The 25524-nt window shown below is 30.4% G+C and carries 23 protein-coding genes and 1 pseudogene; 21 read left to right on the plus strand and 3 right to left on the minus strand.

Annotation, left to right across the window (positions count from 1 at the left end; all coding sequences use genetic code 11):
- Positions 1–31: 31 nt before the first annotated feature.
- Entirely contained in the window at positions 32–622 is a 591-nt protein-coding gene (locus tag MPTP_RS02615) for a YdcF family protein (RefSeq protein ID WP_013773497.1), read from the minus strand.
- A 255-nt stretch (positions 623–877) separates the two neighbouring features.
- Between MPTP_RS02615 and MPTP_RS02620 the strand changes: the two genes are divergently transcribed.
- The 5 genes from MPTP_RS02620 to rpmG all read left to right on the plus strand — a co-directional run bounded on the left by MPTP_RS02620 (position 878) and on the right by rpmG (position 7858).
- Complete coding sequence (locus tag MPTP_RS02620) at positions 878–2323, plus strand: L,D-transpeptidase family protein (RefSeq protein ID WP_013773498.1); 1446 nt, start codon at positions 878–880, stop codon at positions 2321–2323.
- 411 nt (positions 2324–2734) lie between these two features.
- Positions 2735–2857, plus strand: coding sequence for a hypothetical protein (locus MPTP_RS10195; RefSeq protein ID WP_013773499.1), 123 nt, complete (start codon positions 2735–2737; stop codon positions 2855–2857).
- A 64-nt stretch (positions 2858–2921) separates the two neighbouring features.
- Positions 2922–4865 (plus strand): threonine--tRNA ligase, encoded by a 1944-nt coding sequence (gene thrS, locus MPTP_RS02625; protein WP_013773500.1) that lies wholly within the window; start codon positions 2922–2924, stop codon positions 4863–4865.
- 567 nt (positions 4866–5432) lie between these two features.
- Positions 5433–7577: a peptidoglycan D,D-transpeptidase FtsI family protein gene (locus MPTP_RS02630; protein ID WP_013773501.1), complete on the plus strand. Its 2145-nt coding sequence runs from the start codon at positions 5433–5435 to the stop codon at positions 7575–7577.
- Between the two features lie 131 nt (positions 7578–7708).
- A complete protein-coding gene (rpmG, locus tag MPTP_RS02635; protein ID WP_013773502.1) occupies positions 7709–7858 on the plus strand; it encodes a 50S ribosomal protein L33 in 150 nt (49 codons plus the stop codon).
- 886 nt (positions 7859–8744) lie between these two features.
- On the opposite strand, the gene MPTP_RS09565 is transcribed toward rpmG, so the two are convergent.
- The gene (locus MPTP_RS09565) at positions 8745–9992 is read right to left on the minus strand and encodes a glycosyltransferase family protein (protein WP_231849657.1); all 1248 of its coding nucleotides are present in this window, start codon (positions 9990–9992) and stop codon (positions 8745–8747) included.
- A gap of 1243 nt (positions 9993–11235) precedes the next feature.
- On the opposite strand from MPTP_RS09565, the gene MPTP_RS02645 reads away from it, so the two are divergent.
- From MPTP_RS02645 to MPTP_RS02665, 5 genes are read left to right on the plus strand one after another with little or no spacing between them, the layout of a single operon-like run.
- Positions 11236–11799, plus strand: a complete 564-nt coding sequence (locus MPTP_RS02645) for a 5-formyltetrahydrofolate cyclo-ligase (RefSeq protein WP_013773506.1) — start codon at positions 11236–11238, stop codon at positions 11797–11799.
- On the plus strand, positions 11792–12496 hold the full coding sequence (locus MPTP_RS02650; protein ID WP_013773507.1) for a rhomboid family intramembrane serine protease: 705 nt from the start codon (positions 11792–11794) through the stop codon (positions 12494–12496). Before MPTP_RS02645 ends, MPTP_RS02650 begins: the two co-directional genes overlap by 8 nt.
- A gap of 18 nt (positions 12497–12514) precedes the next feature.
- Positions 12515–12727, plus strand: a complete 213-nt coding sequence (locus MPTP_RS02655; protein ID WP_013773508.1) for a YqgQ family protein — start codon at positions 12515–12517, stop codon at positions 12725–12727.
- A complete protein-coding gene (locus MPTP_RS02660) occupies positions 12727–13698 on the plus strand; it encodes an ROK family glucokinase (RefSeq protein WP_041363523.1) in 972 nt (323 codons plus the stop codon). Before MPTP_RS02655 ends, MPTP_RS02660 begins: the two co-directional genes overlap by 1 nt.
- Positions 13699–13728: 30 nt before the next feature.
- Positions 13729–14121: a rhodanese-like domain-containing protein gene (locus MPTP_RS02665; RefSeq protein ID WP_013773510.1), complete on the plus strand. Its 393-nt coding sequence runs from the start codon at positions 13729–13731 to the stop codon at positions 14119–14121.
- 193 nt (positions 14122–14314) lie between these two features.
- On the opposite strand, the gene MPTP_RS09235 is transcribed toward MPTP_RS02665, so the two are convergent.
- Entirely contained in the window at positions 14315–14482 is a 168-nt protein-coding gene (locus MPTP_RS09235) for a DUF3042 family protein (protein WP_013773511.1), read from the minus strand.
- A gap of 156 nt (positions 14483–14638) precedes the next feature.
- Between MPTP_RS09235 and MPTP_RS02670 the strand changes: the two are divergent.
- The 11 genes and pseudogenes from MPTP_RS02670 to MPTP_RS02720 all read left to right on the plus strand — a co-directional run bounded on the left by MPTP_RS02670 (position 14639) and on the right by MPTP_RS02720 (position 25522).
- Positions 14639–15799 (plus strand): annotated as a pseudogene (locus MPTP_RS02670) (galactokinase).
- A gap of 44 nt (positions 15800–15843) precedes the next feature.
- Entirely contained in the window at positions 15844–16833 is a 990-nt protein-coding gene (gene galE, locus MPTP_RS02675; RefSeq protein WP_013773514.1) for a UDP-glucose 4-epimerase GalE, read from the plus strand.
- 11 nt (positions 16834–16844) lie between these two features.
- Positions 16845–18332: a UDP-glucose--hexose-1-phosphate uridylyltransferase gene (galT, locus tag MPTP_RS02680; protein ID WP_013773515.1), complete on the plus strand. Its 1488-nt coding sequence runs from the start codon at positions 16845–16847 to the stop codon at positions 18330–18332.
- Positions 18333–18345: 13 nt separating this feature from the next.
- On the plus strand, positions 18346–19344 hold the full coding sequence (locus tag MPTP_RS02685; protein ID WP_013773516.1) for a LacI family DNA-binding transcriptional regulator: 999 nt from the start codon (positions 18346–18348) through the stop codon (positions 19342–19344).
- A gap of 515 nt (positions 19345–19859) precedes the next feature.
- Positions 19860–21617 carry a DNA polymerase III subunit gamma/tau gene (dnaX, locus tag MPTP_RS02690; RefSeq protein ID WP_013773517.1) on the plus strand — a complete coding sequence of 586 codons (1758 nt, stop codon included), beginning with the start codon at positions 19860–19862 and terminating at the stop codon, positions 21615–21617.
- A gap of 14 nt (positions 21618–21631) precedes the next feature.
- Positions 21632–21946 carry a YbaB/EbfC family nucleoid-associated protein gene (locus tag MPTP_RS02695; protein ID WP_013773518.1) on the plus strand — a complete coding sequence of 105 codons (315 nt, stop codon included), beginning with the start codon at positions 21632–21634 and terminating at the stop codon, positions 21944–21946.
- Positions 21947–22018: 72 nt separating this feature from the next.
- Positions 22019–22615, plus strand: coding sequence for a recombination mediator RecR (gene recR, locus MPTP_RS02700; protein ID WP_013773519.1), 597 nt, complete (start codon positions 22019–22021; stop codon positions 22613–22615).
- Between the two features lie 116 nt (positions 22616–22731).
- Positions 22732–23376 (plus strand): dTMP kinase, encoded by a 645-nt coding sequence (tmk, locus tag MPTP_RS02705; protein WP_013773520.1) that lies wholly within the window; start codon positions 22732–22734, stop codon positions 23374–23376.
- An 18-nt stretch (positions 23377–23394) separates the two neighbouring features.
- On the plus strand, positions 23395–23724 hold the full coding sequence (locus MPTP_RS02710; RefSeq protein WP_013773521.1) for a cyclic-di-AMP receptor: 330 nt from the start codon (positions 23395–23397) through the stop codon (positions 23722–23724).
- Positions 23724–24692 (plus strand): DNA polymerase III subunit delta', encoded by a 969-nt coding sequence (gene holB / locus MPTP_RS02715; protein ID WP_013773522.1) that lies wholly within the window; start codon positions 23724–23726, stop codon positions 24690–24692. The genes MPTP_RS02710 and holB overlap by 1 nt, the downstream gene beginning before the upstream one ends.
- Positions 24686–25522 (plus strand): PSP1 domain-containing protein, encoded by an 837-nt coding sequence (locus tag MPTP_RS02720; RefSeq protein ID WP_013773523.1) that lies wholly within the window; start codon positions 24686–24688, stop codon positions 25520–25522. Before holB ends, MPTP_RS02720 begins: the two co-directional genes overlap by 7 nt.
- Positions 25523–25524: the final 2 nt, after the last annotated feature.

Here is a 25524-nt window from a genome sequence, read left to right on the forward strand (position 1 = left end):
ACTCCTTTGTCCGTCTAAATAGACGGACTTTTTATTTGTTATCAAAAATAAATGCATAGCCAAGTGATAAAATTTCTTTACTATAATTTTTAATAATTGAACTATTCTTAGACATAGCAGGAAGTCCATCAATCGAATGAATTCCTAATTGTTTAGCTAACCATTTAGAACGATAAAGGTGAAAATCGCTTGTAATAAGTAATGCATGATCTAAATTTACAAGCTTCATTGCATATTGAATATTTTCTTTTGTTCGTGTTGAGCGCTTCTCTTGTATGAGTTTTTGTCTGGGAATTCCATGCTTATTAAGATAGGTTGCCATAACACTTGCTTCTGTTGTTGGTTCTAAGGCTCCTTTACCACCACAAACGATAATTTTAGTAGTAGAAGAATGCTTTTTTATATAAGCAAGAGTAGTATCTAAACGTGTTTTTAAAACACTACCTGGATAGGCTTTTCTTTTTTCTGTACCATAGATGCGAGCTCCTAATACTAAAATTATGTTAGGCGATGAAGAAAGTGGTTTTTCATGAATATTACTTAGGATACAAATAAATAGAAAACAACCATATGTAAAAATCATTCCCAGTAAGCAATAAGCTATTTTTTTGATTCGTTTCAATGTTAAATTCTCCTTATTATTTTTTATTAGTCGAATAAAAATAAATAGATGATAAAAATTTCTTTTCATTTATTTGCATTTAAAAAATAGAATGTCTATTACATGAGATAGCAGTTTTCATTAAAATAAAGTATAATGATATTGGCATTCAACAAGTAAATAATTATCATTAAGGTATTTATGACAGTAACTTGGAAAACAGGCCGTCTGTCTACTAGGTCTAAAGTATCATGAAAATAAAGGGAAGTGGCTAACATGGAAGGCGAACAACAAACACGTTTAGAAAAACAACACCATTTTAAATCATATAAAAAAAGAAAGCTATTTTTTGGGTCAAGTATTGTTATAATTTTTTTAATAGGATTTTGTGCTTATTTCTTTTTTCAATCGCATTTTTTACCAACAACGAAAGCAGATGGTACAAATATAGGTTTTTTAAATGTAGAAGAAGCAAGCCATAAATTGCATATTTCAAATAAACCTAGGCAGGTAATTATTAAAACTTCTACAAAGCAAGAAAAATTCAAATTACCAGAAAAGTATCAAATTACTTCTCTTTTTTTGAAAAATCATTTAGATAAACATGCGATTCAGCTGCCAATGAATCCATCCTTTAAAAAAGAATTATCAACAAAATTAAATCAAGTACATTTTGAGAAAGGAGCACCTAGTCAAGATGCTACTATTCAAAAGACAGAAACAGCTTTTACAATTATGCCTGAACAATATGGCACAATAGTGAATAAAGCTAAACTGATGGAGAAAATTTCCCAGGATACAGAGAAAAATAAAAATCAATATATATATAACATAAAAGATTTTTATCAACAACCAGTTGTGAAAAAAGAAAATAAACAATTAAATGAAAAATTAACAAAATTGAATGCTATCATGAATAAAACTTTGATATTGAAAATCAATAAAAAAGATTATACTTTCACGAAAAAAGATATTCAAGCGCTTCTTAACAATAATGTTACGATTAATGAAGAACAGCTTGGTAGTCAATTAACTCAATTAAATCAGCAATTTGCTTCTTTAGATCAGCCAGTAGTATTTACCAATATTCATGGGGAAAAAAGAAAATATAAAAATAATGGTAGCTATGGTTGGAAGATAGATATTACTAAGACTTTACCTGTAGTTACACAAGCATTAATGAATAAAAATACCAATGAAACAATTAATGCCACTATTGATGGTGATGCAGAACAAGAACCAACAATTGCTAAAAATTACATTGAAATAGATTTAAATGATCAAAAAATGTATTGCTTTATAAATGGTGCTAAGACTGTTGAAACAGATGTTATTACTGGTCGATATAACAAAGGAACAGCTTCAATTCCTGGATTCCATACTATTTTATACAAGGCAACAAATGTTAACTTAGAAGGCCAAATGATGGATGGTTCTCATTATAGTGTACCAGTAAAATATTGGATGCCTCTAATCAGTAATGGGGGTGTCGTTACACAAATTGGTATTCATGATTCAGATCATAAGTTAGATAAATTTGGAGATAAGGAAGCCTATAAAACCAATGCTGGCAGTAATGGTTGTATCAATACACCCGGCACAGAGGTAGCTAAAATTTTCCATGTAGCTTATGAAGGCATGCCGGTTATTATTTATGGAAATATCTATGATAATGCACCAGGTGAATTTGATAAACCAGTTGACTATGGAGAAAAAATCTAGAAAAATAGTGAATAAATCAATAGGATAAAAGATTGTTCACGCAAATTTTCTTTAATTAATTTTTTAGATTTATTCAATAGATAAAAAGTTTATTTTTGAATCATTAGATTTAAAATGATTGCTAGTTCTTTATCTAAGATATTGAAGAATAATTTTCAATTTTTCAGCAATCATTTAATTTCAAATGATACCTATTTTATAAAATTAAATAGTAACGTTTAATGAATGAATTTAATCATTAAATTATAGATAATAAAATGCTAGAACTATTAAAAAATACTTGATTTTTTTAATAGAAAGTGATTAAATGAGTTACATAGAATTGATTGATAAGAAAGATAACTGAATTTGTAGGCGATCTTTTTAGAGAAAGAAAATCTTGGCTGGAAATTTTCTAGATTAGCGCAAAGAATGACCACTTTTGAAACCTTTGTTGAAACAAAGGCGGTTGTCCCGTTAACACATCAAAGGAATACAGAAAAACTGTATTTAAAACCAGGTGGAACCACGCATTTACGTCCTAGTATCAGTTAGATACTAGGACTTCTTTTTTTCTATTCTTTTCAATAAATAAAATGAAATAGGGAGGATTTGCTATATGTCAAAAATAAATATTACTTTTCCAGATGGAAGTGTGAATGAATTTCAATCTGGTATTACGACTTTAGAAATTGCAAAAACGATTAGTAATAGTTTAGCTAAAAAAGCCTTAGCAGGAAAACTCAATAACGAATGGCTTGATTTAAATCAACCAATTCAATTAGATGGTATTTTTGAAGTGATTACATTAGATCATGAAGACGCACTAGCTATTTTAAGAAATTCTGCTGCCTATTTGATGGCTCATGCTTTATCTCATTTATTTCCAACAATTAAATTTGGAACTGCACAAGTCACCGATACAGGATATTACTACGATACAGATAATGGTGATAGTCCAATTACTGCAGAAGATTTACCAGCCATTGAAGCTGAAATGATGCAAATTGTTAAAAAAAATGAACCAAACTTACGTAAAGTAATTTCACATGAAGAAGCACGACGTTTATTTGCTGATAATCCTTATAAAATTGAATTAATTAATGAAATTCCAAAAAATGAAAATATTATTATTTATGAACAAGGAGGATTTGTTGATTTATATCAAGGTGTTCAGGTTCCTTCAACTGGACGAATCCAAATCTTTAAATTATTATCTGTAGCAGGTGCTTATTGGCGTGGCAATTCAAAGAATCGAATGATGCAGCGTATCTATGGAACTGCCTTTTTTAATCAAAAGGACTTAAAAGAATTTATAAAAATGCAAGAAGAAGCAAAAGAACGTGACCATCGTAAATTAGGAAAAGAATTAGATTTATTTATGATTTCTCAAGAAGTTGGTTCTGGATTACCATTTTGGCTTCCTAAGGGTGCTACGATCCGTCGAACAATTGAACGATATATTACAGATAAGGAAATCAGTCTAGGTTATCAACATGTATACACGCCAATTATGGCCAATGTTGATCTATATAAAACGTCAGGTCATTGGGCCCATTATCATGAAGATATGTTTCCACCAATGGATATGGGTGACGGTGAAATGTTAGTTCTTCGTCCAATGAATTGCCCACATCATATGATGGTTTATAAAGATACAGTCCATAGTTATCGTGAACTGCCTATTCGAATTGCTGAACTAGGAATGATGCATCGTTATGAAAAATCAGGTGCTCTATCTGGATTGCAACGTGTTCGTGAAATGACATTGAATGATGGACATACATTTGTGCGGCCAGATCAAATTAAAGAAGAATTTAAACGCATTTTGGAATTAATGTTAGCTGTTTATAAAGACTTTAATATTACTGATTATAAATTCCGGTTAAGCTATCGTGACCCAAATAATAAAGATAAATATTTTGATGATGATGCTATGTGGACAAAAGCACAGACTATGTTGAAAGGTGCCATGGATGAATTAAAATTAGATTACTTTGAAGCAGAAGGTGAAGCAGCTTTTTATGGGCCAAAATTAGATGTTCAGGTAAAAACAGCTTTAGGAATGGAAGAAACTCTATCTACCATTCAATTAGACTTCCTACTACCTGAGCGGTTTGACTTAACCTACATTGGTGAAGATGGAGAAAATAACCATCGTCCAGTTGTTATCCATCGAGGCATTGTATCTACAATGGAACGCTTTGTTTCTTACTTAATAGAAGTATATAAGGGAGCATTTCCATTATGGTTAGCACCTATTCAGGCAACAATCATTCCAGTATCTGTTGATGCTCATTCTGATTATGCATATGAAACCAAAGAACGTTTACAGATGAGAGGATTACGGATTGAAGTGGATGATCGTAATGAAAAAATGGGTTATAAAATACGAGCATCACAAACGCAAAAAATTCCTTATCAAATTGTTGTAGGTGATAAAGAAGTAGATGATAGTACAGTAACCATTCGTCATTATGGTAGTAAAGAAACAGAAGTAATGGCATTAAATCTATTTATAGATAGTCTAATAGCTGAGATAAGTAACTATAGTAAAGCTTAATTATAGAAAAGTTAATTAACAATAATGTTAACCATTAAGGTCATTAATTTATTTGCTTAATGATCTTAATGGTTAATCTAAATATGAATATATGGTGGCAAAAGAGATTTTTATAGGTAACTATTTTAGTAATTTTTTCAATTTGTAAAATGTTAATCCAGTTGATCTGGCTTTTTAACTGTTACTTTATATCTTAGTTTAATTGCCAAACTTATACTGGGTAAATTTTTGATTTTTAAGTAACCTTGATTTATAGCATATTTAATTGAAGTAACTTTTCATAATTAATTAAAAAAGCTATTTTCTTAATTTTCAATTAAAATTTAAGATTAAAAGTTAACTTTCTGATAAAGCTAACAATGATGTATATAAAGAGTGACAAATGTTGTTATGAGAAGGCAATGAAAAGAACAATGTTTTGCTTTATGAAATTAAAAAATAGTTGCAATTAAAATTGCCTTATAATTACTTAAATATTCTTTTAGAGTGATAAATAACTCTATTTTTTTTTATACTTTTTCGATACAATGAAAAGGAAAGACTTTTCCATAGGAAAGGAATAGAGAGATGAAAAATTTATCTAATAAAATAAAAAAGAAGAATTCTAGCCTTAAAAAAAATAAAAAGACTAAAAAAGCTTATATTCCATTTCGGTTAAATATTTTATTTTTTGTCATTTTTAGTTTGTTTGTGATATTGGTTGTACGTGTAGGATATTTACAAATTATTAAGGGAGAACATTTTGTTAAACAAGTCAATGAAAATTCTTCACTAGCAGTTACGACATCAACACCTAGAGGACAAATTTATGACGTTAATGGCAATCTATTAGTAGGAAATAAGGCAACTCCTTCTATTACATATACACGTGGAAAGAAAATAGAAGGAAAAGATATTTTGCCAATAGCAAACCGGGTCAATGAATTAATTGATGTTCCTGTTGATGATAACTTAACCGAACGAGATAAAAAAGACTATTGGTTGGCCAATCCTAAACATCTAGAAATGGCTCAAAAACGTTTAAGTAAGGCAGAAACAACAAATAAAGACGACGGCAAAAAAATTGACGATGAAGGAAAATTATACAAATTAACTGTTGATAAAGTCAAAACAGAAGAAATAGCTTTTGATGAACATACATTAAAAGCTGCAACCATTTTTAAGCGAATGAATGCTACGCCTGAATTAAATACAGCCTTTATAAAAAACAAAGATGTTACTGAGAAAGAAATTGCCGTAATTGGTGAGCATAGTGCAGAAATTGCTGGTGTTTTTACAGGAATGGATTGGGATCGAGAATACACAAAAAACAACATGTTACGTAGTATTTTTGGGACGGTTTCTTCTGAAAAAGCTGGATTACCTGAAAAAGATATAAATAAATATTTGGCAAAAGGGTATGTTCGAAATGATCGAGTGGGCACAAGTTATTTGGAAGAAGAATATGAACCTATCTTACAGGGCAAAAAAGCAAAATCAGAAATTGTTTTAGATAAAGATGGAAAAATTGTTTCACAATCACCAACTTCAAAGGGTGAACGAGGAGAAAACTTAAAATTAACCATTGATTCAAAATTTCAAGAAAAGGTGGATCAGATTGTTCAAAAAAATTTCAATCAGATCATCACTTCAGGACTAGGTGCTTACTCTCCTGGTGCTTATGCTGTAGTCACAAATCCAAAAACAGGAGCAGTCTTGGCTATGTCTGCTGTAAAGCGTGATCTCAAGACGAATAAAATTGAATCAAATCCTTTAGGAACCATTGTTGACTTAAATATACCTGGTTCTGTTGTGAAGGGAGCAACATTAACTGCTGGATATCAAACTGGTGTGATTAGTGGCAATGATGTTCAAGTGGATGAACCGATTGTATTAGCTGGAAGTCCTATTAAACGATCTTATTTTAACAAAACGGGTGGTCCTATCCCAATTACAGCAAAAGAATCATTGGAATATTCATCAAATGTTTACATGATGAAGTTAGTCTTCAAAATGATGCATCTCAAATATACACCTGGAATGGCATTTCCTTATCAACTAGGTGATGACACTGTATTTAATAAATTAAGAAAAGCTTATAGTGAATACGGCCTAGGTGTGAAAACAGGAATTGATATTCCCATGGAATCACCGGGTTATGTACCGAGTGATTTTAAGAATAAAGAGTATCAACCAACTGGAGGTAGCTTGTTAGACTTATCTTTTGGTCAGTATGATACCTATACAGCGTTACAATTGGCTCAGTATGTGTCAACGATTGCCAATAATGGAAGACGTATGAAACCCTATATTGTTGATGGCATTTATGATAGTAATGAAGATAGCGATTTAGGAAAGATAAAAAAACAAACAAAACCTAAAGAATTAAACAAGGTAACGATTGCACCTGAACAATTAAAAATTATTCAAGAAGGATTTTATGATGTAGTACACGGAACTGGACCTTATACAACAGGTCGTGGTCTAAAAGATACAAAGATTGATATTGCAGCTAAAACCGGAACAGCTGAATCGTTTATTCAAGATGCAAATGGCACTCCTCAGTCAACGATTAATAGTAATCTAATTGCCTATGGACCATTTGAGAATCCAGAGGTGGCTGTTAGTGTAGTTTTACCTAATTTAAGTCAGAATGCCACAGTCTCACCTGTCAATCAAATATTAGCCAAAGAAATATTAAATACTTACTATGATATGTATATGAAAAAATAATAGATTTTGTAAAGGGAAATTACTTTACAAAATCTTAGAAAAGGGTAGTAATTAAATAAAAAAAATGCTATGATAAAGAAGATAAAGTTACCCATTAAAAAGAGTTACTCAAAAATGAAGGAGGAAAAATAATGCGTGTAAACATTACATTAGAATGTACTTCTTGCAAACATCGCAATTATTTAACGAACAAAAATAAGCGAAACAATCCTGATCGCCTTGAAAAGAAAAAATATTGTCCAAATGAAAGAAAAGTTACTTTACATCGTGAAACTAAGTAAACTTTTTATTAATAAGCTAGAAACCTTATATAACAAGGTTTCTAGCTCTTTTTTATTCACTTTTCTTATTTTGATGTAGTCGCTGATATAGATTTAAAAATTGACGTAGTTTGCAAAAATTTCACTGGTTTTTTTCTACTTCGGCTGACAAATTTGTGATGCCCTATTCTAGCTGTGTAGGCTCTCATTTAAATAATTTATAAATTAAAAAGCTATGAGAATTAATCCATTCAGCAAATAATAAATTAATCATATTAAATAATTTTGAAAAATATAAATGAATAAAAGCAATTTATGAAAAATTAAAATTAGTAGAGTATCCAAACTATAATTATGTTTTGTCTTTTGGCAATATTGGTATTTTTCCTATGTTCCTAGAGAAATAAATGATATTGATTTAACAGAAAATTATTTGTATGTATCAATCTTAAAACAAATACTTATTGGTAATTGATGGTGAAAGTAAGTAGATTATGCATATAAAAAAGATATAAAATTAAATATTTATTGTTAAAATTAATTTCTATATTAAAATTCTAAGCAATTATTAAGCTTATTTTATAATTTTTAAATATTAAAAAATTGAAAATATAATAAAAATAAATCAGCAATTGTTATAATTATTATTTATATTGTTTAAATATCAAAATTTATAAATATTTAATGATATAGTTGGCTTCCAATTTGGTCTTACGTAAAGTAACTACTAATAATCAATAAACAGACTATAATACAAAATAGAAATAGTTTAAGTATTCCAAATAGTAGATACTTATATGTTGAAAATTAATATCAAATAGTAAATTGAACGATCTTAATTTAAATCTGTCTTGGATAAATTTGATACTATTAAATAAAAATCTGCCTTCATTAAGAAGGCAAATTTTTATGATTGTTTCTTACATTTTTTAATTAAAATTATTAGTAAGTATATACATAAAATTAAATATGAAACTATTTGCATATATCGTGCTATAGAAAATATCTTACTCGGTTTATAACCAATTTCAAATACATTCTTTCCTTTTTTAGCCTTAATAATAACACTACCAATATTAGATGTTTTATAATCAGTGGAAATTAATTTTTTTCCATTTAGCCATAATTCACTTCTATTATAAGCTATAATAGGTAATAACGTTTCTTTTTGATTAAATCTATCATTTATCCAAGTAAGTTGTATTATTTTCTTTTTCGAGATAGTTTTTTTAATGTTTAAATGATTCATAACAATTTCATGCCAATATATATCATAAGGTTTCTTTTTCCATAATTCTTTAGCATTAATTTTGGTAGGTAGATAGTCAGAAACAAGCTTAACTACTAATTGTAATCCCTGACCTAAATGTTTACTTCCACTATAAGCTTGTTTTATTTCATTGGGATTAGAACTCAGTACTTTAGTTGCATTTGTATCTGTTGATATAGGATTACCTGAATGCCATGCATTTGAACTATCTGCTATAAGTTTATTAATATTTATACATGAAAAAATCGTTATAGTTAAGAATACAGTTAAAATAATTGTTTTAATCTTGAATTTTGACTCTGTTAAACGTTGTAAAAATAACGTAAAACCCAAAATAAGTAGAACAAAGGTAATATTAATAAATCTTTGTGGAAATTGTATATCTTGGATTAATTTAAATATTCTTGGTATATCATCCCATGGTAACAAGTTAGAAGATAAAAGAAGGAAAATAAGCCCTACACAATTAATATTTTTTTCAACTATTGATAAATTTTTCCAATAGAAAACTGTAATTACGAACATAAAGATAAACAAAGTAGAGAAAATAAATCCTAGTTTCATCCATCCGGGTTCACTGATAGAAAATTGCATTACATTATTCATCATTTTCTCGACTGGATAAGGTTTTGTAATAGTATTTGTTGCATAAATTTCAATAATGGCAGTAATTAATCTTGCTGAAAGTAAAGTAGTAATTAGTATTGCAATACAAGTATTTAATAACATTTTTGTTTTATTTTTAACTTTTAACATACCAACAATAAAAAATGGAAATAAACTAAAAATAGCAATTATAAAGGTGAATAAATGTACATTCAAAAGAATGACTACAGGAATTGCTAATAAAATTGGATTAACTGGTTCTTTATCATCGGTAATCATTTTTATAGCAGAAATATATATTAATGGAAGAAAGGCAGCTCCCCAACTTGAAAAGGTTTACCATAATGAATAAAATCCAATAGCTGTTGTTGACATATACATAAAAGACATTATTAAGGATAGTGAATACTGAATTTTACAAAATCTACCTAATGAATACATTGTTATACCGGCAATACAAAACGAAAGAAAAGACGAGATTAACTGAAATCTAAACCAATTTTTGGTTATTAAAAGTAGTAATGCCTGCAAAAAAGAAAAGTCAGGACTATATAGAGCATTTACAATCCGACCAGATTGTTGAAACCCATACATTGATTGAAAATAGTTATATGTATTATTCTTAATTTGCATATAAATTTCATAAATTCTATTCATATGAAAATTTGAATCATTTCCTAAAATAATTGAATGTTTATATATCTGAGGAGACATGATTAGAAATGAAACAATAGATATAAATAAAATAGCAATTAATGTTTCTTTATTTTTTTCCATGGAATATTTACTTTAGAAATAGATTTTTTGTCTCCCATTGTATCACTCCTTAAAACATAGATAGTTAATAGTATAACAAGAAAATAATCAATAACCAAGTTGTTTTCAATTTAACAATAAAATTTATTTCTAACAAGTTAGTTAAGATAATCGCCTAGTTCTTTTTTTAAAAACTGTTAATTCCTTTTTATCTTTTTTGGTAACATGATTTTATATAAAAGAATAAATGTATTTTTTATAGACTATGTGAATTTTTATCCTACTTTTTTCAATTTGTACTTTATACTTATAATTCTTGGTAGCTAGAAATGAAATAGTAATAATAGGGTACAAGCGTTTTTCCTATATTATTTATGCTATATACACAGAGTTTGTAGTTTTACTCAAACTTTTTAGATATTTTTACAAATAAAAATTCTTTCAAATAAGAGAGTAGAATATATCTTGCTTCTTTTTACTTGTTTGAAATTTTAGTCTAATGTAGGCTTCAATATTTATTTTTTAATAAAAATATTTATGAATTGATGGTTAGAAATTTTTATTGTTTTTTCTTATAAACGAGGAAAACAATTTTGTTTTATTTATTTATATTTTGATCATTTATTTGTTTTTATTTTATTCTTTAAAATTGATGGATAATAAATAAAACAATAAATTATTGATTGCTATTTTTGTTTGTTTTTAATAAACTAAAAATCAGAGTCATGTCAACTAACGAATGATTTAATAGAACAAGAGGAAATATATGAAAAAAGATGAATTATGTATTTTAGGTTTAGAAAACTTAAAACGGTTAAGACAACACCCTACAATAAAAGCAACCAAAGAAGCAGCTATTTATTCAGCATTTTTTGCTAGCGATTATTGGCGTGAAGCACAGATTATTGGAGCGATTCGTCCATTGCCATTCGAATTTAATATGACTCGGTTATTTGAGGAAGCGTTTAAAGTAAGAAAAATAATTGCGCTACCAAAGGTGATGAGGGAAAAACAATTAATTTTTCATGAGGTTGTTAGTGATTCTGCCTTCGAAAAAAATAGTTTAGGAATTGAAGAACCAAAATCCAGTAATTTATGGATCCCAAAAGAAAAGCTGGATTTGATCATAGTTCCAGGAATCATTTTTAATTTATCTGGGTTTCGAATTGGTTTTGGCGGGGGATACTATGATCGATTTCTAAAAAACTATTCAGGAAAAACCTGTAGCTTTGTTTTTAACGAGCAAATTTTTGAAAACTGGCAACCTGAAATTTTTGATCAACCTGTTCAAAAATTATTTATTGATAAATTAGGAGGCAAAAATGAATAATCAAAAGAAGATACAATCTTTATTGAAGCAGCCATTTATCACTTACTGCTTAATAGGTATTACTGTTATTATATTTTTAGCAATGGAATTTTCTGGCGGTTCAGAAAATAGTAGGGTATTAATTCAGTTTGGAGCCTTGGTACGTCCTTATATATTAATAAATAAAGAATATTGGCGCTTGTTTACTCCAATTTTTCTTCACATTGGTTGGATGCATTTAATACTTAATATGGTTACGCTTTACTATATCGGTGAACAAATTGAACGTATCTATGGTCACTGGCGTTATTTAGGTATTTACTTATTAAGTGGGATTGCTGGAAATGTATTAAGTTTCAGTTTTGGTTCTTTAAATAGTATTTCTGCTGGTGCTAGTACTGCTTTATTTGGTTTATTTGGTGCATTTGTTATTTTAGGTAAACATTTTAAAAATAATCCAGCTATTTTAGAAATGGTACGTCAATATACAATTTTTATTATGATTAATTTAATTTTTAATTTATTTAGTAGTTCGGTGGATATCATGGGACATATCGGTGGACTATTTGGTGGATTGCTACTCTCAGTTGCTTTTTCACTACCCAAACAAAACGAAACTTTTAGTCTTAGAGAGCGATTAGCTGCGGCAATAGCTTTTCTATTTCTACTCTGTATTTGTTTTGCTTTTGGACTAAAAAGGTATGGAGTATTTTTCTAGTGAGAAAGGAAGTTTTGTATGAAAACTTTATATGACGTACAACAACTATTCAAACAATTTGGTATCTATATCTATGTAGGGTCAAGAATATATGATATTGAATTAATGATCATTGAATTAAAGAATCTGTATGATGGACAATTGATTGATAAACAAACCTATCTAAAAGCGTTAAGAGTATTAAAAAGAGAACATCATATAGAAGAAAGAAAGCAGAAAGGAATTGAATGATGGATAAGAAATTAATTGGTATTGACCTAGGTGGAACTACAATCAAATTTGCTATTTTAACTGTAGATGGCATTATTCAACAAAAATGGAGTGTTCAAACGAATATTTTAGATGAGGGTACCCATATTATTGATGACATTGTCGCTTCAATTAATCATCGACTCGCTCTTTATCACATGCAACCAGAAGAGTTTATTGGAATTGGCATGGGAACACCAGGAAGTGTCGATATTGAAAAAGGGACAGTCATTGGTGCATATAATTTAAATTGGAATACCTTACAATTTGTAAAGAATCAAGTAGAAGAAGAAACAGGCATTTCTTTTATGTTAGACAACGATGCAAATGTTGCTGTTCTAGGTGAAGATTGGATGGGAGCAGGTAAAAATAGTAAGGATGTTGTCTTTATCACATTAGGCACAGGTGTTGGCGGTGGCATTATCGCACAAGGACAATTAATTCATGGAACAAAGGGTTGTGCTGGTGAGATTGGACATGTTACGGTTGATCCTAATGGATTCAAATGTACCTGTGGAAAAAGAGGGTGTCTTGAAACAGTATCAAGTGCTACTGGTATTGTTCGAGTAGCTAGACAACTATCAGAAGAATATGTTGGTAATTCTTCTTTAAAGAAAGCCATTGATGAAGGGCAGGCAGTTACAAGTAAAAATGTATTTAATTATGCAGAATTAGAAAATGATCCATTGGCATTAAAAGTAGTAGATCGTGTTTGTTATTTTTTGGGACTTGCTTTAGGAAATATTGGCAATACATTAAATCCAAATAGCATTATCATTGGTGGTGGTGTCTCTGCAGCCGGTGAATTCTTGAGAAGTCGTATTCAAACATATTTTGATCGTTTTACTTCCCCACAAGTTAGAGAAAGTACTAAACTCAAGTTAGCACAATTAGGAAATGAAGCCGGTGTTATTGGTGCAGCCTCATTAGCATTAAATTATTTGGAAAATTAGATATTGAATAAAGAAAGGGAGTAACCTATCATGGTATTAATTTTATGGATTATCATTTTTGTTATTGTAATTGTTTGGGGAGGTATTGAGTTATACATACATTTAATGGCACGAAGATCGGCAAAAGCTTTATCAGAAGAAGATTTCAAAGCAGAAATGAAAAAAGCCCAATTAATCGATTTAAGAGAAAAAGATATTTTTAATGCTGGACACATTTTGGGAGCAAGAAATTTGCCGTATAGTATGCTTAACGCAACTATGGGATCTTTAAGAAAAGATAAACCAATTTATCTATATGATCAAAAAAAAGCGCTAAGTATGCGAGCAGCAAATAAACTAAGAAAAAATGGTTATACAAATATTTTTTATTTAAAAGATGGTTATGAAAATTGGCAAGGAAAAATAAAAAAGAAAACAATGTAGTAATTATTTCTAACTAATAATTGGTTTTTAATCATTAAAAACAATAAAAAGCAAAATTGCTTTTTATTGTTTTTCTTTTTAATCTGATTCATGATTCAAAAAATGACTAGTTTTTTCAATTCTTTTTACAGAATTAAGAAAAAGGTAAAGGCCGAGAAATTTCTTTTTCTCAATCTTTATGATTATTATTTAACTAGCGAGCAACACGTTTGCGCATTGCTTTTTTTCTATTTTCTTCAATCATATCTTCTTTTTCTTCAATTGGATCAATGACTGTTTTTTTGACCATAGCTGAGAATCCAGCAACAGTTGCACAAGTTAAAGCAATACCGAATAGTACGCCGGAAAAGAATTTTTTCATAAGAATCTGCCTCCATAATTTTTTCTAGTTATTCTTATTATGAGACACAAAGCAAAAAAATTCCAACAATTTTCTACAAAATTTAAAATAAAATAATTGTTAATATTTAGTAAATATTTTATAATAAATTTACTAAAAGAAAAGGGGAAAAGGAGAATGAAGGAAAAATTAGGAGGATTGTTTAAACAAATTTTTGATGAAGCATCTGAAGGCATCTATTTTTCACCTGGAAGAATTAATTTGATCGGTGAACATACTGATTATAATGGTGGACATGTTTTTCCAGCAGCAATTACAATTGGAACATACGGGGCTGCTAGGAAGAGACAAGATAATCAACTACGTTTTTATTCGGAAAAATTTCCACAATTAGGTATTATTCAAAGTAATTTGGATGAATTAGTCTATAAAAAAGAAGATGATTGGGCAAATTATCCTAAAGGCGTTCTCAAATATTTAAAAGAGAAGTATCCACAATTAACTTTTGGAATGGATATTTTGTTTTGTGGAGATATTCCAAATGGTGCAGGTCTTTCTTCTTCTGCATCGATTGAACTCTTAATGGGTGTTATTGTTGATGATTTGTTTTAAATTGCTATAAAAAGATTATAAATAGTTAAAATAGGTCAGCAGGTTGAGAATAATTTTATCGGTGTTAACCCTGGAATTATGGATCAATTTGCAATTGGCATGGGCAAAAAAAACCAAGCGATACTTTTAGATACCAACACTTTAGAGTATAATTATGTACCGGCTTATTTTTCTGATCATCAAGTCATAATTATGAATACGAATAAACGCCGAGAATTAGCTGATTCAAAATATAATGAAAGAAGAACTGAATGTGAAAAAGCTTTACAAGCTCTTCAAAAATCCCTACCCATCCACTCATTAGGCGAGTTAACTGAAGAACAATTAAAAGAAAATCAAAACTTGATTCCTAATGACATACTACTTAAACGAGCACGACATGCAGTGAGTGAAAATGAACGTACATTACAGGCAGAAAAGGCATTAAAAGAAAATGATCTGGTTACATTTGGCCAACTCTTAAATGCTTCACATGCTTCACTAAGGAAAGACTATGAAGTAACCGGACCTGAATTGGATACACTAGTTGCAGCAGCTCAATCACAACCAGGTGTACTCGGAGCACGAATGACAGGTGCCGGTTTTGGTGGTTGTGCCATTGCCTTAGTCAATAGAGATCAGACAGAGACGTTCATTGAAAATGTTGATGATACTTACAAAGAACAAATTGGATATGCTGCTGATTTTTATCCAGCTGCTATTGATGATGGAACTAGAAAATTATAAAAAATCGATTGATAAAATTTTAAATTGAGAAAGAGAGTGAAAAAATGTCAATACTAGTATTAGGTGGCGCAGGTTATATTGGATCACATGCAGTAGATCAGTTAATCACTAAGGGATATGAAGTAATCGTCATTGATAATTTACAAACTGGGCATCGAGAAGCAGTTAATGATCAAGCAATATTTTATCAAGGTGATATTCGAGATAAAGAATTTTTAAAATCGGTTTTCAAAAAAGAAAATATTGAGGGAATTATTCATTTTGCAGCAAATTCTTTGGTTGGTGAATCCGTTGAAAAACCATTAATGTATTTTAATAATAATGTATATGGTATGCAAATTCTCTTAGAAGTGATGCAAGAATTTGGTGTTAAGAAGATCGTCTTTTCCTCTACTGCAGCAACCTATGGCGAACCGAAAGAAACACCAATTAAGGAAACTACACCAACAAATCCGACCAATCCATATGGTGAAAGTAAATTGATGATGGAAAAAATGATGAAATGGTGTGATGGTGCTTATGGTATGCATTTTGTGGCATTACGTTATTTTAATGTTGCTGGTGCTAAAAAGAATGCTTCTATCGGTGAGGATCATCACCCAGAGACACATTTAATTCCAATTGTTTTACAGGTTGCTTCAGGAACACGTGACGTGTTAAATATTTATGGAAATGATTACCCAACAATAGATGGAACATGCGTTCGAGATTATGTTTATATTGAGGATTTGATTGCTGCACATATTTTAGCTTTAGAATATCTAGAGAATGGTGGAAAAAGTGATGTCTTTAATTTAGGTAGTAATACTGGCTATTCTGTAAAAGAGATCCTTGAAGCAGCAAGAGAAGTAACAAAAAAGGAAATTCCAGCAAAAATTGTTGCTAGAAGATCAGGTGATCCTAGTACGTTAGTTGCATCTAGTGAAAAAGCAAAACAAATTCTTGGCTGGCAACCAAAAGTAACAAGCATTAAAGAAATTATTCAAACCGCATGGCAATGGCATGAGAAACATCCAGCTGGTTATAATGATTAGGAGGAAAAATTGTGGCAATTAGTCAAACAATCGCTGATTTTGTAACATTGGCGATTCAAGCAGGTGGTTGGATGGATTTAGACCGCTTGTATTTACAAAACAGAATTTTAGGAATTATTGGCGAGAATTCAATGGAAGAGGTCGTTCCATCAGTGGTACCTGATTCTTCTTTAACATTGGTAGCTGAATTGATTCAAAAAGCAAAAGAAAATCATATTATTGATGCTAGTTCAATTGCAGAAACAGAACAACTTGAAGCCTTATTAATGGATTTCCTTACCCCACCACCTTCAGTGGTGAATGCTTTTTTTGCACAACATTACGCAAAAGAACCAAAAGAAGCCACCGATTATTTTTATCAACTATGTGAGAATAACAATTACATTAAGACACAAGAAATAGCGAAGAATAAATATTTCACAGTTATGACGGATTATGGAGAATTAGAAATTACAATTAATCTTTCTAAGCCAGAAAAAGATCCTAAAGCTATTGCAGCAAAACAACATGAAAAAGAGAATAACACTTATCCAAAATGTCAGCTTTGTATGGAAAATGAAGGATATAAGGGCCGCGTAGATTATCCTGCTAGAACGAATCATCGAATTATTCGCATGAATATTGATGGAGAAAGTTGGGGATTTCAATACTCTCCTTATACTTATTATAATGAGCATTCTATTATTTTATCTGAATATCATCGACCAATGAAAATTAATCAGGAAACTTTTAAACGATTAATCAAAATTATTGAAATTTTGCCACATTATTTTGTTGGTTCTAATGCAGATTTACCAATTGTTGGTGGATCAATTTTAACACATGATCATTATCAAGCTGGACGACATCATTTTCCAATGGAAAAAGCGGAAACTAAAAAATATATAGAATGGTCAGAATACCCATTGATGAATATCGGTATTGTTGATTGGCCAATGTCGGTTGTTCGTTTACAAAGCCCTAATCAGGAAGAATTGATTTCAGCAGCTACACGTATTTTAGAAAAATGGCAGCAATACTCAAATGCTGAATTAAATATACAAGCTTTCTCTGAGGATGGTACACCTCATCATACAGTGACACCTATTGCTCGAAGAAAAGAAAACCTGTTTGAATTAGATTTAGTATTAAGGGGTAACAATACTTCTAAAGAATATCCAGATGGTATTTTTCATCCACATCCTGATGTTCAACATATAAAAAAAGAAAACATTGGGTTAATTGAGGTAATGGGCTTAGCTATTTTACCACCAAGATTGGAACAAGAAATGAAAGAAGTTATTCATTATGTTTTAGACCAACCAAATAAAATTGCCGATTATCATCTCTCATGGGCAAATCAAATAAAAGAACAGTATTCTTTCACAGCTGAAAATGCTGAAAAAATTATTGAGGAAGAAATTGGAAAAGTCTTTGCTAGAGTATTAGAAGATGCTGGTGTTTTCAAAAATGATCAACAAGGACAAGCGGCTTTTCAAGCGTTTTTAGAAAACTTATAATTAAAAGAAGCAGGTGATAAAGATTGCAACAATAAAGGATATTGCAAAATTAGCCGGTGTCTCATCTGCCACTGTTTCTAGGGTATTAAATTATGATAGCAAGCTTGCTGTTGGAAAAGAAACAAAGAAAAAAATTTTTGAAATTGCTGAAAACTTAAATTATACAAAATATAAAAAGAAACAAAAGTTGAAAACAGCAAAATTGTTATTTATTCAATGGTATAATGATCAAGAGGAATTAGAAGATATTTATTATTTATCTATTCGATTAGGTATTGAAAAAAAAGCGGAAGAATTAGGAATTGAACTTATCAAACAACCTTTTGAAGACTTAAAACAGATAACTGTTGATGGGATCTTAGCATTAGGTAAATTTGATGAACATCAAGTCAAGCAATTGGCATCTATTCATTCAGTCATTCTTTTTGTTGATTTTGATGCTTTAAATTTAGGTTATAATTCATTGGTAGTTGATTTTACTTATGGCATTCACTCTGTTATTCAACAATTATTAGCCATGGGACATACAAAAATTGGAATGTTGTCTGGTGAAGAATATACCAGACAAGACCAAAAAATGTTAAAAGATGAACGATTGGTTGCTTTTAAAAAGGAAATGAGACATTTGTCATTATTCCAAAAAAAATGGGTTGTGACGAGTCCTTTCACTGTAGAAGGCGGTTATCAAGCGATGAAAAAATTTTTATATGAATGTTCTGATGGTCCTACAGCTTTTTTTGCTTCAAATGATGCTTTAGCAATTGGTGCTCTACGAGCGATTCAAGAAGCAAATTACCGAGTTCCTGAAGATATCTCACTCATTGGGTTTAATGATATTAGCATAGCTAAATATATAAATCCGACTTTAACGACTGTTAAGGTATATACCGAATGGATGGGAGAATTGGCAGTTGAAACGATTCAGTCATTAATTGCCGGAGAGGTACCAGTTCCTAGGAAAATTACAATTGGAACAAAGTTGATTCTCCGTGATTCAACGGCTAAGATCTGATAATGTGTCTTTTTTAAACCATGTTACTAAAAAACGATTTAGTTTGCTAGTAATATGGTTTTTAATAGTAAAGTGACGATGAATTTTTTTATAAATGATTAAAAGAATTACAATTTCTTTTAGAAGAAATAATTTTCCAATCAAGCTAGAGACATAAAAATGGTTTAAGATTAATTGTTTTTATATAGAAATAATGATTGAAACAATTAGTGAACAGAAACAAAAATTTTTATAATTATAATAAAATTGAAAAATAAAAATTGAGAGATAGTTATTTAGCATTAAAATACAAATGGACTTTTAATTCTACTTTTTCAAAATCAATTTCATTGTTTTGATGAGTGTACCATTTTTTATTTTTTGTTAACAACAAAAAATTTAAAATTGCTTTTATATTAAATATCTATCAAAAATTTTTATTTTTTCTTTTAATTTTGGTTCTTTTAACGATTTTTAATGTCTAAATGATGAAAATCACGTATAATAAGATATAGGAATGTAAGGAGGGATATTTTTTGTCTTATCAAGCACTTTATCGTGTTTGGCGTTCACAGCGTTTTGATGATATTGTTGGACAAAAAGCGATTACACAAACACTGAAAAATGCCATTGCACAAAAGAAAACCTCTCATGCCTATTTATTTACCGGACCTAGAGGAACCGGAAAAACAAGTGCAGCAAAAATTTTTGCTAAAGCTATTAATTGTAAGCATAATGATGACGGTGAGCCATGTAATATCTGTGATGTTTGTCTTGCAATTACTTCAGGAAGCCTAAATGATGTCATTGAAATCGATGCGGCAAGTAATAATGGTGTTGAAGAAATTCGGGATATCCGGGACAAAGTAAAATATGCACCAACTTCTTCTGATTACAAGGTGTATATTATTGATGAAGTACATATGCTTTCAACCGGTGCATTTAATGCTTTGCTTAAGACACTTGAAGAACCACCTCCAAATGTTGTATTTATTCTAGCAACAACAGAACCACACAAAATTCCAGCAACGATTATCTCACGAACACAGCGATTTGATTTTAGAAGAATTAATGTTCATGACATTGTTCACCATTTAGCTTTTATTTTAAAAGAAACCAGTATTGAATATGAAGAACAAGCATTATATACTGTTGCCCAGACGGCAGAAGGTGGAATGAGAGATGCGTTAAGTATTCTTGATCAGATTATTTCGTTTAATAATAAAAAAGTCACGGTAGAAGATGCAAGACGAATAACAGGTAGTTTGACTGATGAAATGATGGACCAATATATTGAGTATTGCTTATCCGGTGAAGCGGAGAAAGCCTTGGAGTCACTTGAAGGAATGTTCTCTGCTGGAAAAGAAGCCAATCGCTTGGTAGAAAATTTATTACTCTATTGTAGGGATTTGTTGATGTACCAGCAAGCACCTACATTATTAACTGAAAAGGTAGGAAATCTAACAGAAACATTTAAGCAACTGGCACAAGAAACTTCTGCTGAAAAAATTTATACATTTATTCAAATTTTAAGTGATACACAAAATGATATACGTTTTACAAATAATACGGCTATTTATCTAGAGGTAGCAACAGTAAAATTAGCCAACACAACAAAAGAAGCAGAAACACATTCACATTTAAAAACAGAATCACCTATAGAAAAGCAGCAAATAGCTGAACTTTCTAAGCAGATAGAACAAATTCAAAATGAATTAACTGCATTGAAAAAAAATCAAGTAATCTTACCAGAAAAAAACAGAGATACAGTATCAACAAACAAGCAAAAATATTATGCAGAAAGTGTATCTACTGAACAAATTTATCAAGTATTAACTCAAGCTACAAAACAACATTTACAACAAGTAAAAGAAGTTTGGGATGATATGCTTCAAATGTTAACAGTAACTCAAAGAGCAATGATAAAAGCAAGTGAGCCAGTTGCAGCTAGTTCTAATGGCTTAATTGTTGTATTTGATTATGAAATTGTTTGTAGTAAGGTCAATCAAGACCAAGCTTTGCAGCTGGCCATTCAAAATAATTTAAGTCGATTAATCGATTATGCACCGTTGATTGTTTGTATTACAAGAGAAAGCTGGCCAAAAACACGACAAGCATTTATTCAGCAAAATAAAAACGAATTTCATTCTTCGAATGAAGAGAAAAAAAATTCAGCAGATAATACTAATGAAGTTAGTGAGGAATTAACAGAAGAAAAAATAGAAGCTGATCCAGTAGTTGAAAAAGCTTTAGAGATATTTGGAAAAGATTTTACCGAAATTATTCATGATTAAAGGAGAGAATTTAAATGATACGTGGAATGGGAAATATGCAAGGTATGATGAAACAAGTTCAAAAAATGCAAAAGGAAATGGCAAAAGCTCAAGAAGAATTAAATGCCAAAGAATTCGTTGGTGAAGCAACAAATGCTCTAGTAAAAACGACCTTTACTGGTGACAGAAAATTAAAAGATGTTTCAATTAATAAGGAAGTTGTTGATCCAGATGATATTGAAATGTTAGAAGATTTGGTTACAATGGCTGTCAATGATGCGCTTGAAAAAATTGAAACAGAAACAGAATCAACAATGGGCAAGTATACAAAAGGATTGCCAGGTTTATAATAAAAAAAATCAAAATTTTTATCTTAACTCAGTGCAATCGGGCGGCTTGTTTATTTAGAAAGAAGGAAATAGATGTATTATCCACAACCTATTGCTAAATTAATTGAAAGTTATATGAAACTGCCGGGAATTGGACAGAAAACAGCGATTCGGCTTGCCTTTTATACAATTGATATGGATGAAGAAGATGTTACTAATTTTGCAAAATCTTTAATCAGTGTCAAAAGGGATCTTCATTTTTGTAGTAATTGTGGAAATATTACTGAAGAGGATCTTTGTGATATTTGTCAAGATAAAACAAGAGATCATAGTACCATTTTAGTAATAGAGGAACCTAAAGATATTACAGCGATGGAGAAGATGCGTGAATATCATGGCCTTTATCATGTACTTAATGGTGTTCTTTCACCGATGGAAGGTACAGGTCCTGAAGATATAAATATTGCCTCTTTGATTCAACGACTGCATAATGATGAAATAAAAGAAGTTATTTTAGCAACAAATGCAACGACTGAGGGGGAAGCAACTGCTATGTATCTTTCAAGATTTATTAAACCAGCTGGTATTAAAGTAACCCGTCTAGCACATGGATTATCTGTAGGTAGTGATATTGAATATGCAGATGAAATAACACTTTTAAAAGCGATTGAGGGAAGAAGAGAATTGTAATTAACATTATAGTTAGAATTTTCTTTTTTCTTAACTCAACAAGATGAAAATAAATAATAGAAATAATAATTTTTATTGAGTAAATGTAAATATTTTAGATAGGGGCGCAGCAATACGTGAAGGGATTATTTATAACAATTGAGGGACCAGATGGTGCTGGTAAAACAAGCGTATTAAACGAGTTATATCCTAAATTGGATAAGGTGGCTACACAAAAAATTGTAAGAACAAGAGAGCCAGGCGGAAGCTTAATTGCAGAAAAAATTCGGCAAATTATATTAGATCCAAAAAGTAATGAAATGGACGAGCGAACAGAAGCCTTGCTTTATACAGCAGCTAGACGTCAACATTTAATAGAAAAAATATTACCAGCATTAGAATCCGGTAAAATTGTGATATGTGACCGCTTTTTAGATAGTTCACTTGCTTATCAGGGAGCTGGTCGTAGAATAGGTGTCAAGGCGATTGCTGAAATTAACGAATTTGCAATTGAGGGCACCGTACCAGATTTTACTATTTATTTAGATGTTGACTCTGATACAGGATTACATCGTATTCAAAACAGCCACAGAAGACAGTTTGATCGTTTAGATAATGCAGGATTAGAATTCCATCAACGCGTTCGCCATGAATATTTAAAATTAGTTGATGAAAATCCACAGCGGATAGTAAAGGTTGATGCAAGAATGTGTTTTAAAGAAGTAGTTGAAAAGACTTATTATACTATTGTTGATCGTTTTCCTGAATATTTTGAAAACTAAGAAGGTAAAGGTGAAGAAATGAAAATCATTTTAGCGATAGTTCAAGATAAAGACAGTAATCATTTGTCAAATGAATTTATTGATGCTAATATTCGTGCGACAAAATTATCTTCGACAGGTGGTTTTTTAAAGTCTGGAAACAGTACATTTATCATTGGTATTGAGGATGAGCGTGTTGAAGAGACATTAGAATTGATTAAAAATACTTGTAAATCTAGAAAACAATATGCTTCAACTCCTATTACTTTGGATATGGCAATGGATGGACAAATTTCTTATCCAATTGAGGTAGAAGTAGGAGGCGCCACCGTCTTTCTTTTGCCAGTTGAAGGATTTTTTCAATACTAATGGGTGAACAGGTTAATTTGCACGATTATCAAGCAGATATCTATCAGCAATTGCAAAGAAGTTTTATAAATAAACATCTATCACATGCCTATCTTTTTGAAGGGATGAAGGGAACTGGAAAAAAAGAGTGTGCACTATGGTTGACAAAATTATTATTTTGTACACAAATTGTTAATAGTGAACCTTGTGATCGTTGTAATAATTGTTTGCGTGTTCAAAAAGAAGAGCATCCAGATGTTTTAAAAATAATTCCCGATGGTCAAACTATAAAAAAAGATCAGGTATTACGTTTAAAATCTGAATTTACAAAAAGTGGAATGGAAACAACTCAGAAAGTATTCTTAATTGAACAAGCAGACAAAATGAATGTAAGTGCAGCAAATAGTTTATTAAAGTTTTTAGAAGAGCCTAATAATGAAAGCATGGTTATTTTGGAAACAACTCAACTGATAAAAATGTTACCTACAATTCAATCACGTTGTCAGATACTTCATTTTCAACCATTGAACAAAAGAACTTTATTCAAAGCTCTGTTAAATGAAAAAGTAAGTCAAACTTCTGCTGAACTTCTGATAGAATTAACAAGTAGTTTCAATAAAGCGGTTGAATTATCTCAAGATGAATGGTTTAATGAAGCTAGAGAGACTATTGGCCAATGGGTTGAATATTTCAAAAAAGATGATCTACAAGCATTCATTTATGTACAAAAGAAAATGATAAAAATTTTTAAAGAAAAGGATCAACAAGCATTAAGCTTTGATTTATTACTTGCCTATTTTTATCAATTATTAAAACATTCAACTACTTTTCAAGATGAGAATCTTTCATTAGAAAAGATTACAAGTGATATGGAATTTATTTTACAAGCAAAACAAAAGTGGGAAGCAAATGTTAGTTGGCAAGGTGTTATGGAACAACTTGCTCTACATATCATTCATAAAAATAAGCTGGGAGGATGGAAATGGTAGAAGCAGTAGGAGTTCGTTTTCGTGAAGCTGGTCATATCTATTATTTTTCTCCTAGTACTTCTGAGTATTCTTATAATGAAAAAGTATTGGTCGAAACGCAACAATCAAAGCAATTAGCAACGGTTGTTATACCCAAGAAAGAGATAGATGTTGAGGATTTACCAGATGAACTAAAACCAATTTTAAGTAAAGCAACAACAAAAGATTTAGAAAAACATCAGAAAAATATAGAAGATGCACAAGAAGCATTGCTAATTGCTACAAAAAAAATTACAGAACATAAACTAGAAATGAAATTAATTCAAATTGAGTATGTTTTCGATAGAAGCAAAATGATTTTTTACTTTACTGCAGATGGTCGAATTGATTTTCGTGAATTGGTAAAAGATTTAGCAGCGATTTTTCGGACGAGGATAGAATTACGTCAAATTGGTGTACGAGATGAGGCGAAACTGTTAGGTGGGATTGGTCCTTGTGGTAGGCAATTGTGTTGTTCAACCTTTTTAGGTGACTTTATTCCTGTCTCTATAAAAATGGCAAAGGATCAAGGATTATCATTAAATCCTGTTAAAATTTCTGGATTATGTGGTAGTTTGATGTGTTGTTTGAAATATGAAAATGATGAATATGAATTGGCAAAGAAAGTACTACCTGATTATGGTAGTGAGGTTATAACACCAGACGGTAAAGGAAAAGTAGTCGGTTTAAATTTATTAAGTCGTTTGGTTAAAGTTCGCTTGATTGGACATGAGATGGCAGTTGACTACAGTTATGAAGAAATTAAAGAGGCAACAGAAATGGCACTGCAGAATGTTGAAAAAGGTGATTAAAA

It is taken from the genome of Melissococcus plutonius ATCC 35311 (assembly GCF_000270185.1).
Lineage (GTDB): Bacteria > Bacillota > Bacilli > Lactobacillales > Enterococcaceae > Melissococcus > Melissococcus plutonius.

Excerpts from the sequence above, each read along its gene's own strand:
- MPTP_RS02655 (WP_013773508.1), top strand. The coding sequence starts at position 12,515 with ATGAAAACTTTATATGACGTACAACAACTATTCAAACAATTTGGTATC.
- galE (WP_013773514.1), top strand. The coding sequence starts at position 15,844 with ATGTCAATACTAGTATTAGGTGGCGCAGGTTATATTGGATCACATGCA.
- MPTP_RS02710 (WP_013773521.1), top strand. The coding sequence starts at position 23,395 with ATGAAAATCATTTTAGCGATAGTTCAAGATAAAGACAGTAATCATTTG.
- recR (WP_013773519.1), top strand. The coding sequence starts at position 22,019 with ATGTATTATCCACAACCTATTGCTAAATTAATTGAAAGTTATATGAAA.
- MPTP_RS02630 (WP_013773501.1), top strand. The coding sequence starts at position 5,433 with ATGAAAAATTTATCTAATAAAATAAAAAAGAAGAATTCTAGCCTTAAA.
- MPTP_RS02695 (WP_013773518.1), top strand. The coding sequence starts at position 21,632 with ATGATACGTGGAATGGGAAATATGCAAGGTATGATGAAACAAGTTCAA.
- thrS (WP_013773500.1), top strand. The coding sequence starts at position 2,922 with ATGTCAAAAATAAATATTACTTTTCCAGATGGAAGTGTGAATGAATTT.
- MPTP_RS02665 (WP_013773510.1), top strand. The coding sequence starts at position 13,729 with ATGGTATTAATTTTATGGATTATCATTTTTGTTATTGTAATTGTTTGG.
- MPTP_RS02620 (WP_013773498.1), top strand. The coding sequence starts at position 878 with ATGGAAGGCGAACAACAAACACGTTTAGAAAAACAACACCATTTTAAA.
- MPTP_RS02660 (WP_041363523.1), top strand. The coding sequence starts at position 12,727 with ATGGATAAGAAATTAATTGGTATTGACCTAGGTGGAACTACAATCAAA.
- MPTP_RS10195 (WP_013773499.1), top strand. The coding sequence starts at position 2,735 with ATGACCACTTTTGAAACCTTTGTTGAAACAAAGGCGGTTGTCCCGTTA.
- MPTP_RS09565 (WP_231849657.1), bottom strand. The coding sequence starts at position 9,992 with ATGATTACCGATGATAAAGAACCAGTTAATCCAATTTTATTAGCAATT.
- rpmG (WP_013773502.1), top strand. The coding sequence starts at position 7,709 with ATGCGTGTAAACATTACATTAGAATGTACTTCTTGCAAACATCGCAAT.
- MPTP_RS02650 (WP_013773507.1), top strand. The coding sequence starts at position 11,792 with ATGAATAATCAAAAGAAGATACAATCTTTATTGAAGCAGCCATTTATC.
- MPTP_RS09235 (WP_013773511.1), bottom strand. The coding sequence starts at position 14,482 with ATGAAAAAATTCTTTTCCGGCGTACTATTCGGTATTGCTTTAACTTGT.
- MPTP_RS02645 (WP_013773506.1), top strand. The coding sequence starts at position 11,236 with ATGAAAAAAGATGAATTATGTATTTTAGGTTTAGAAAACTTAAAACGG.
- MPTP_RS02720 (WP_013773523.1), top strand. The coding sequence starts at position 24,686 with ATGGTAGAAGCAGTAGGAGTTCGTTTTCGTGAAGCTGGTCATATCTAT.
- holB (WP_013773522.1), top strand. The coding sequence starts at position 23,724 with ATGGGTGAACAGGTTAATTTGCACGATTATCAAGCAGATATCTATCAG.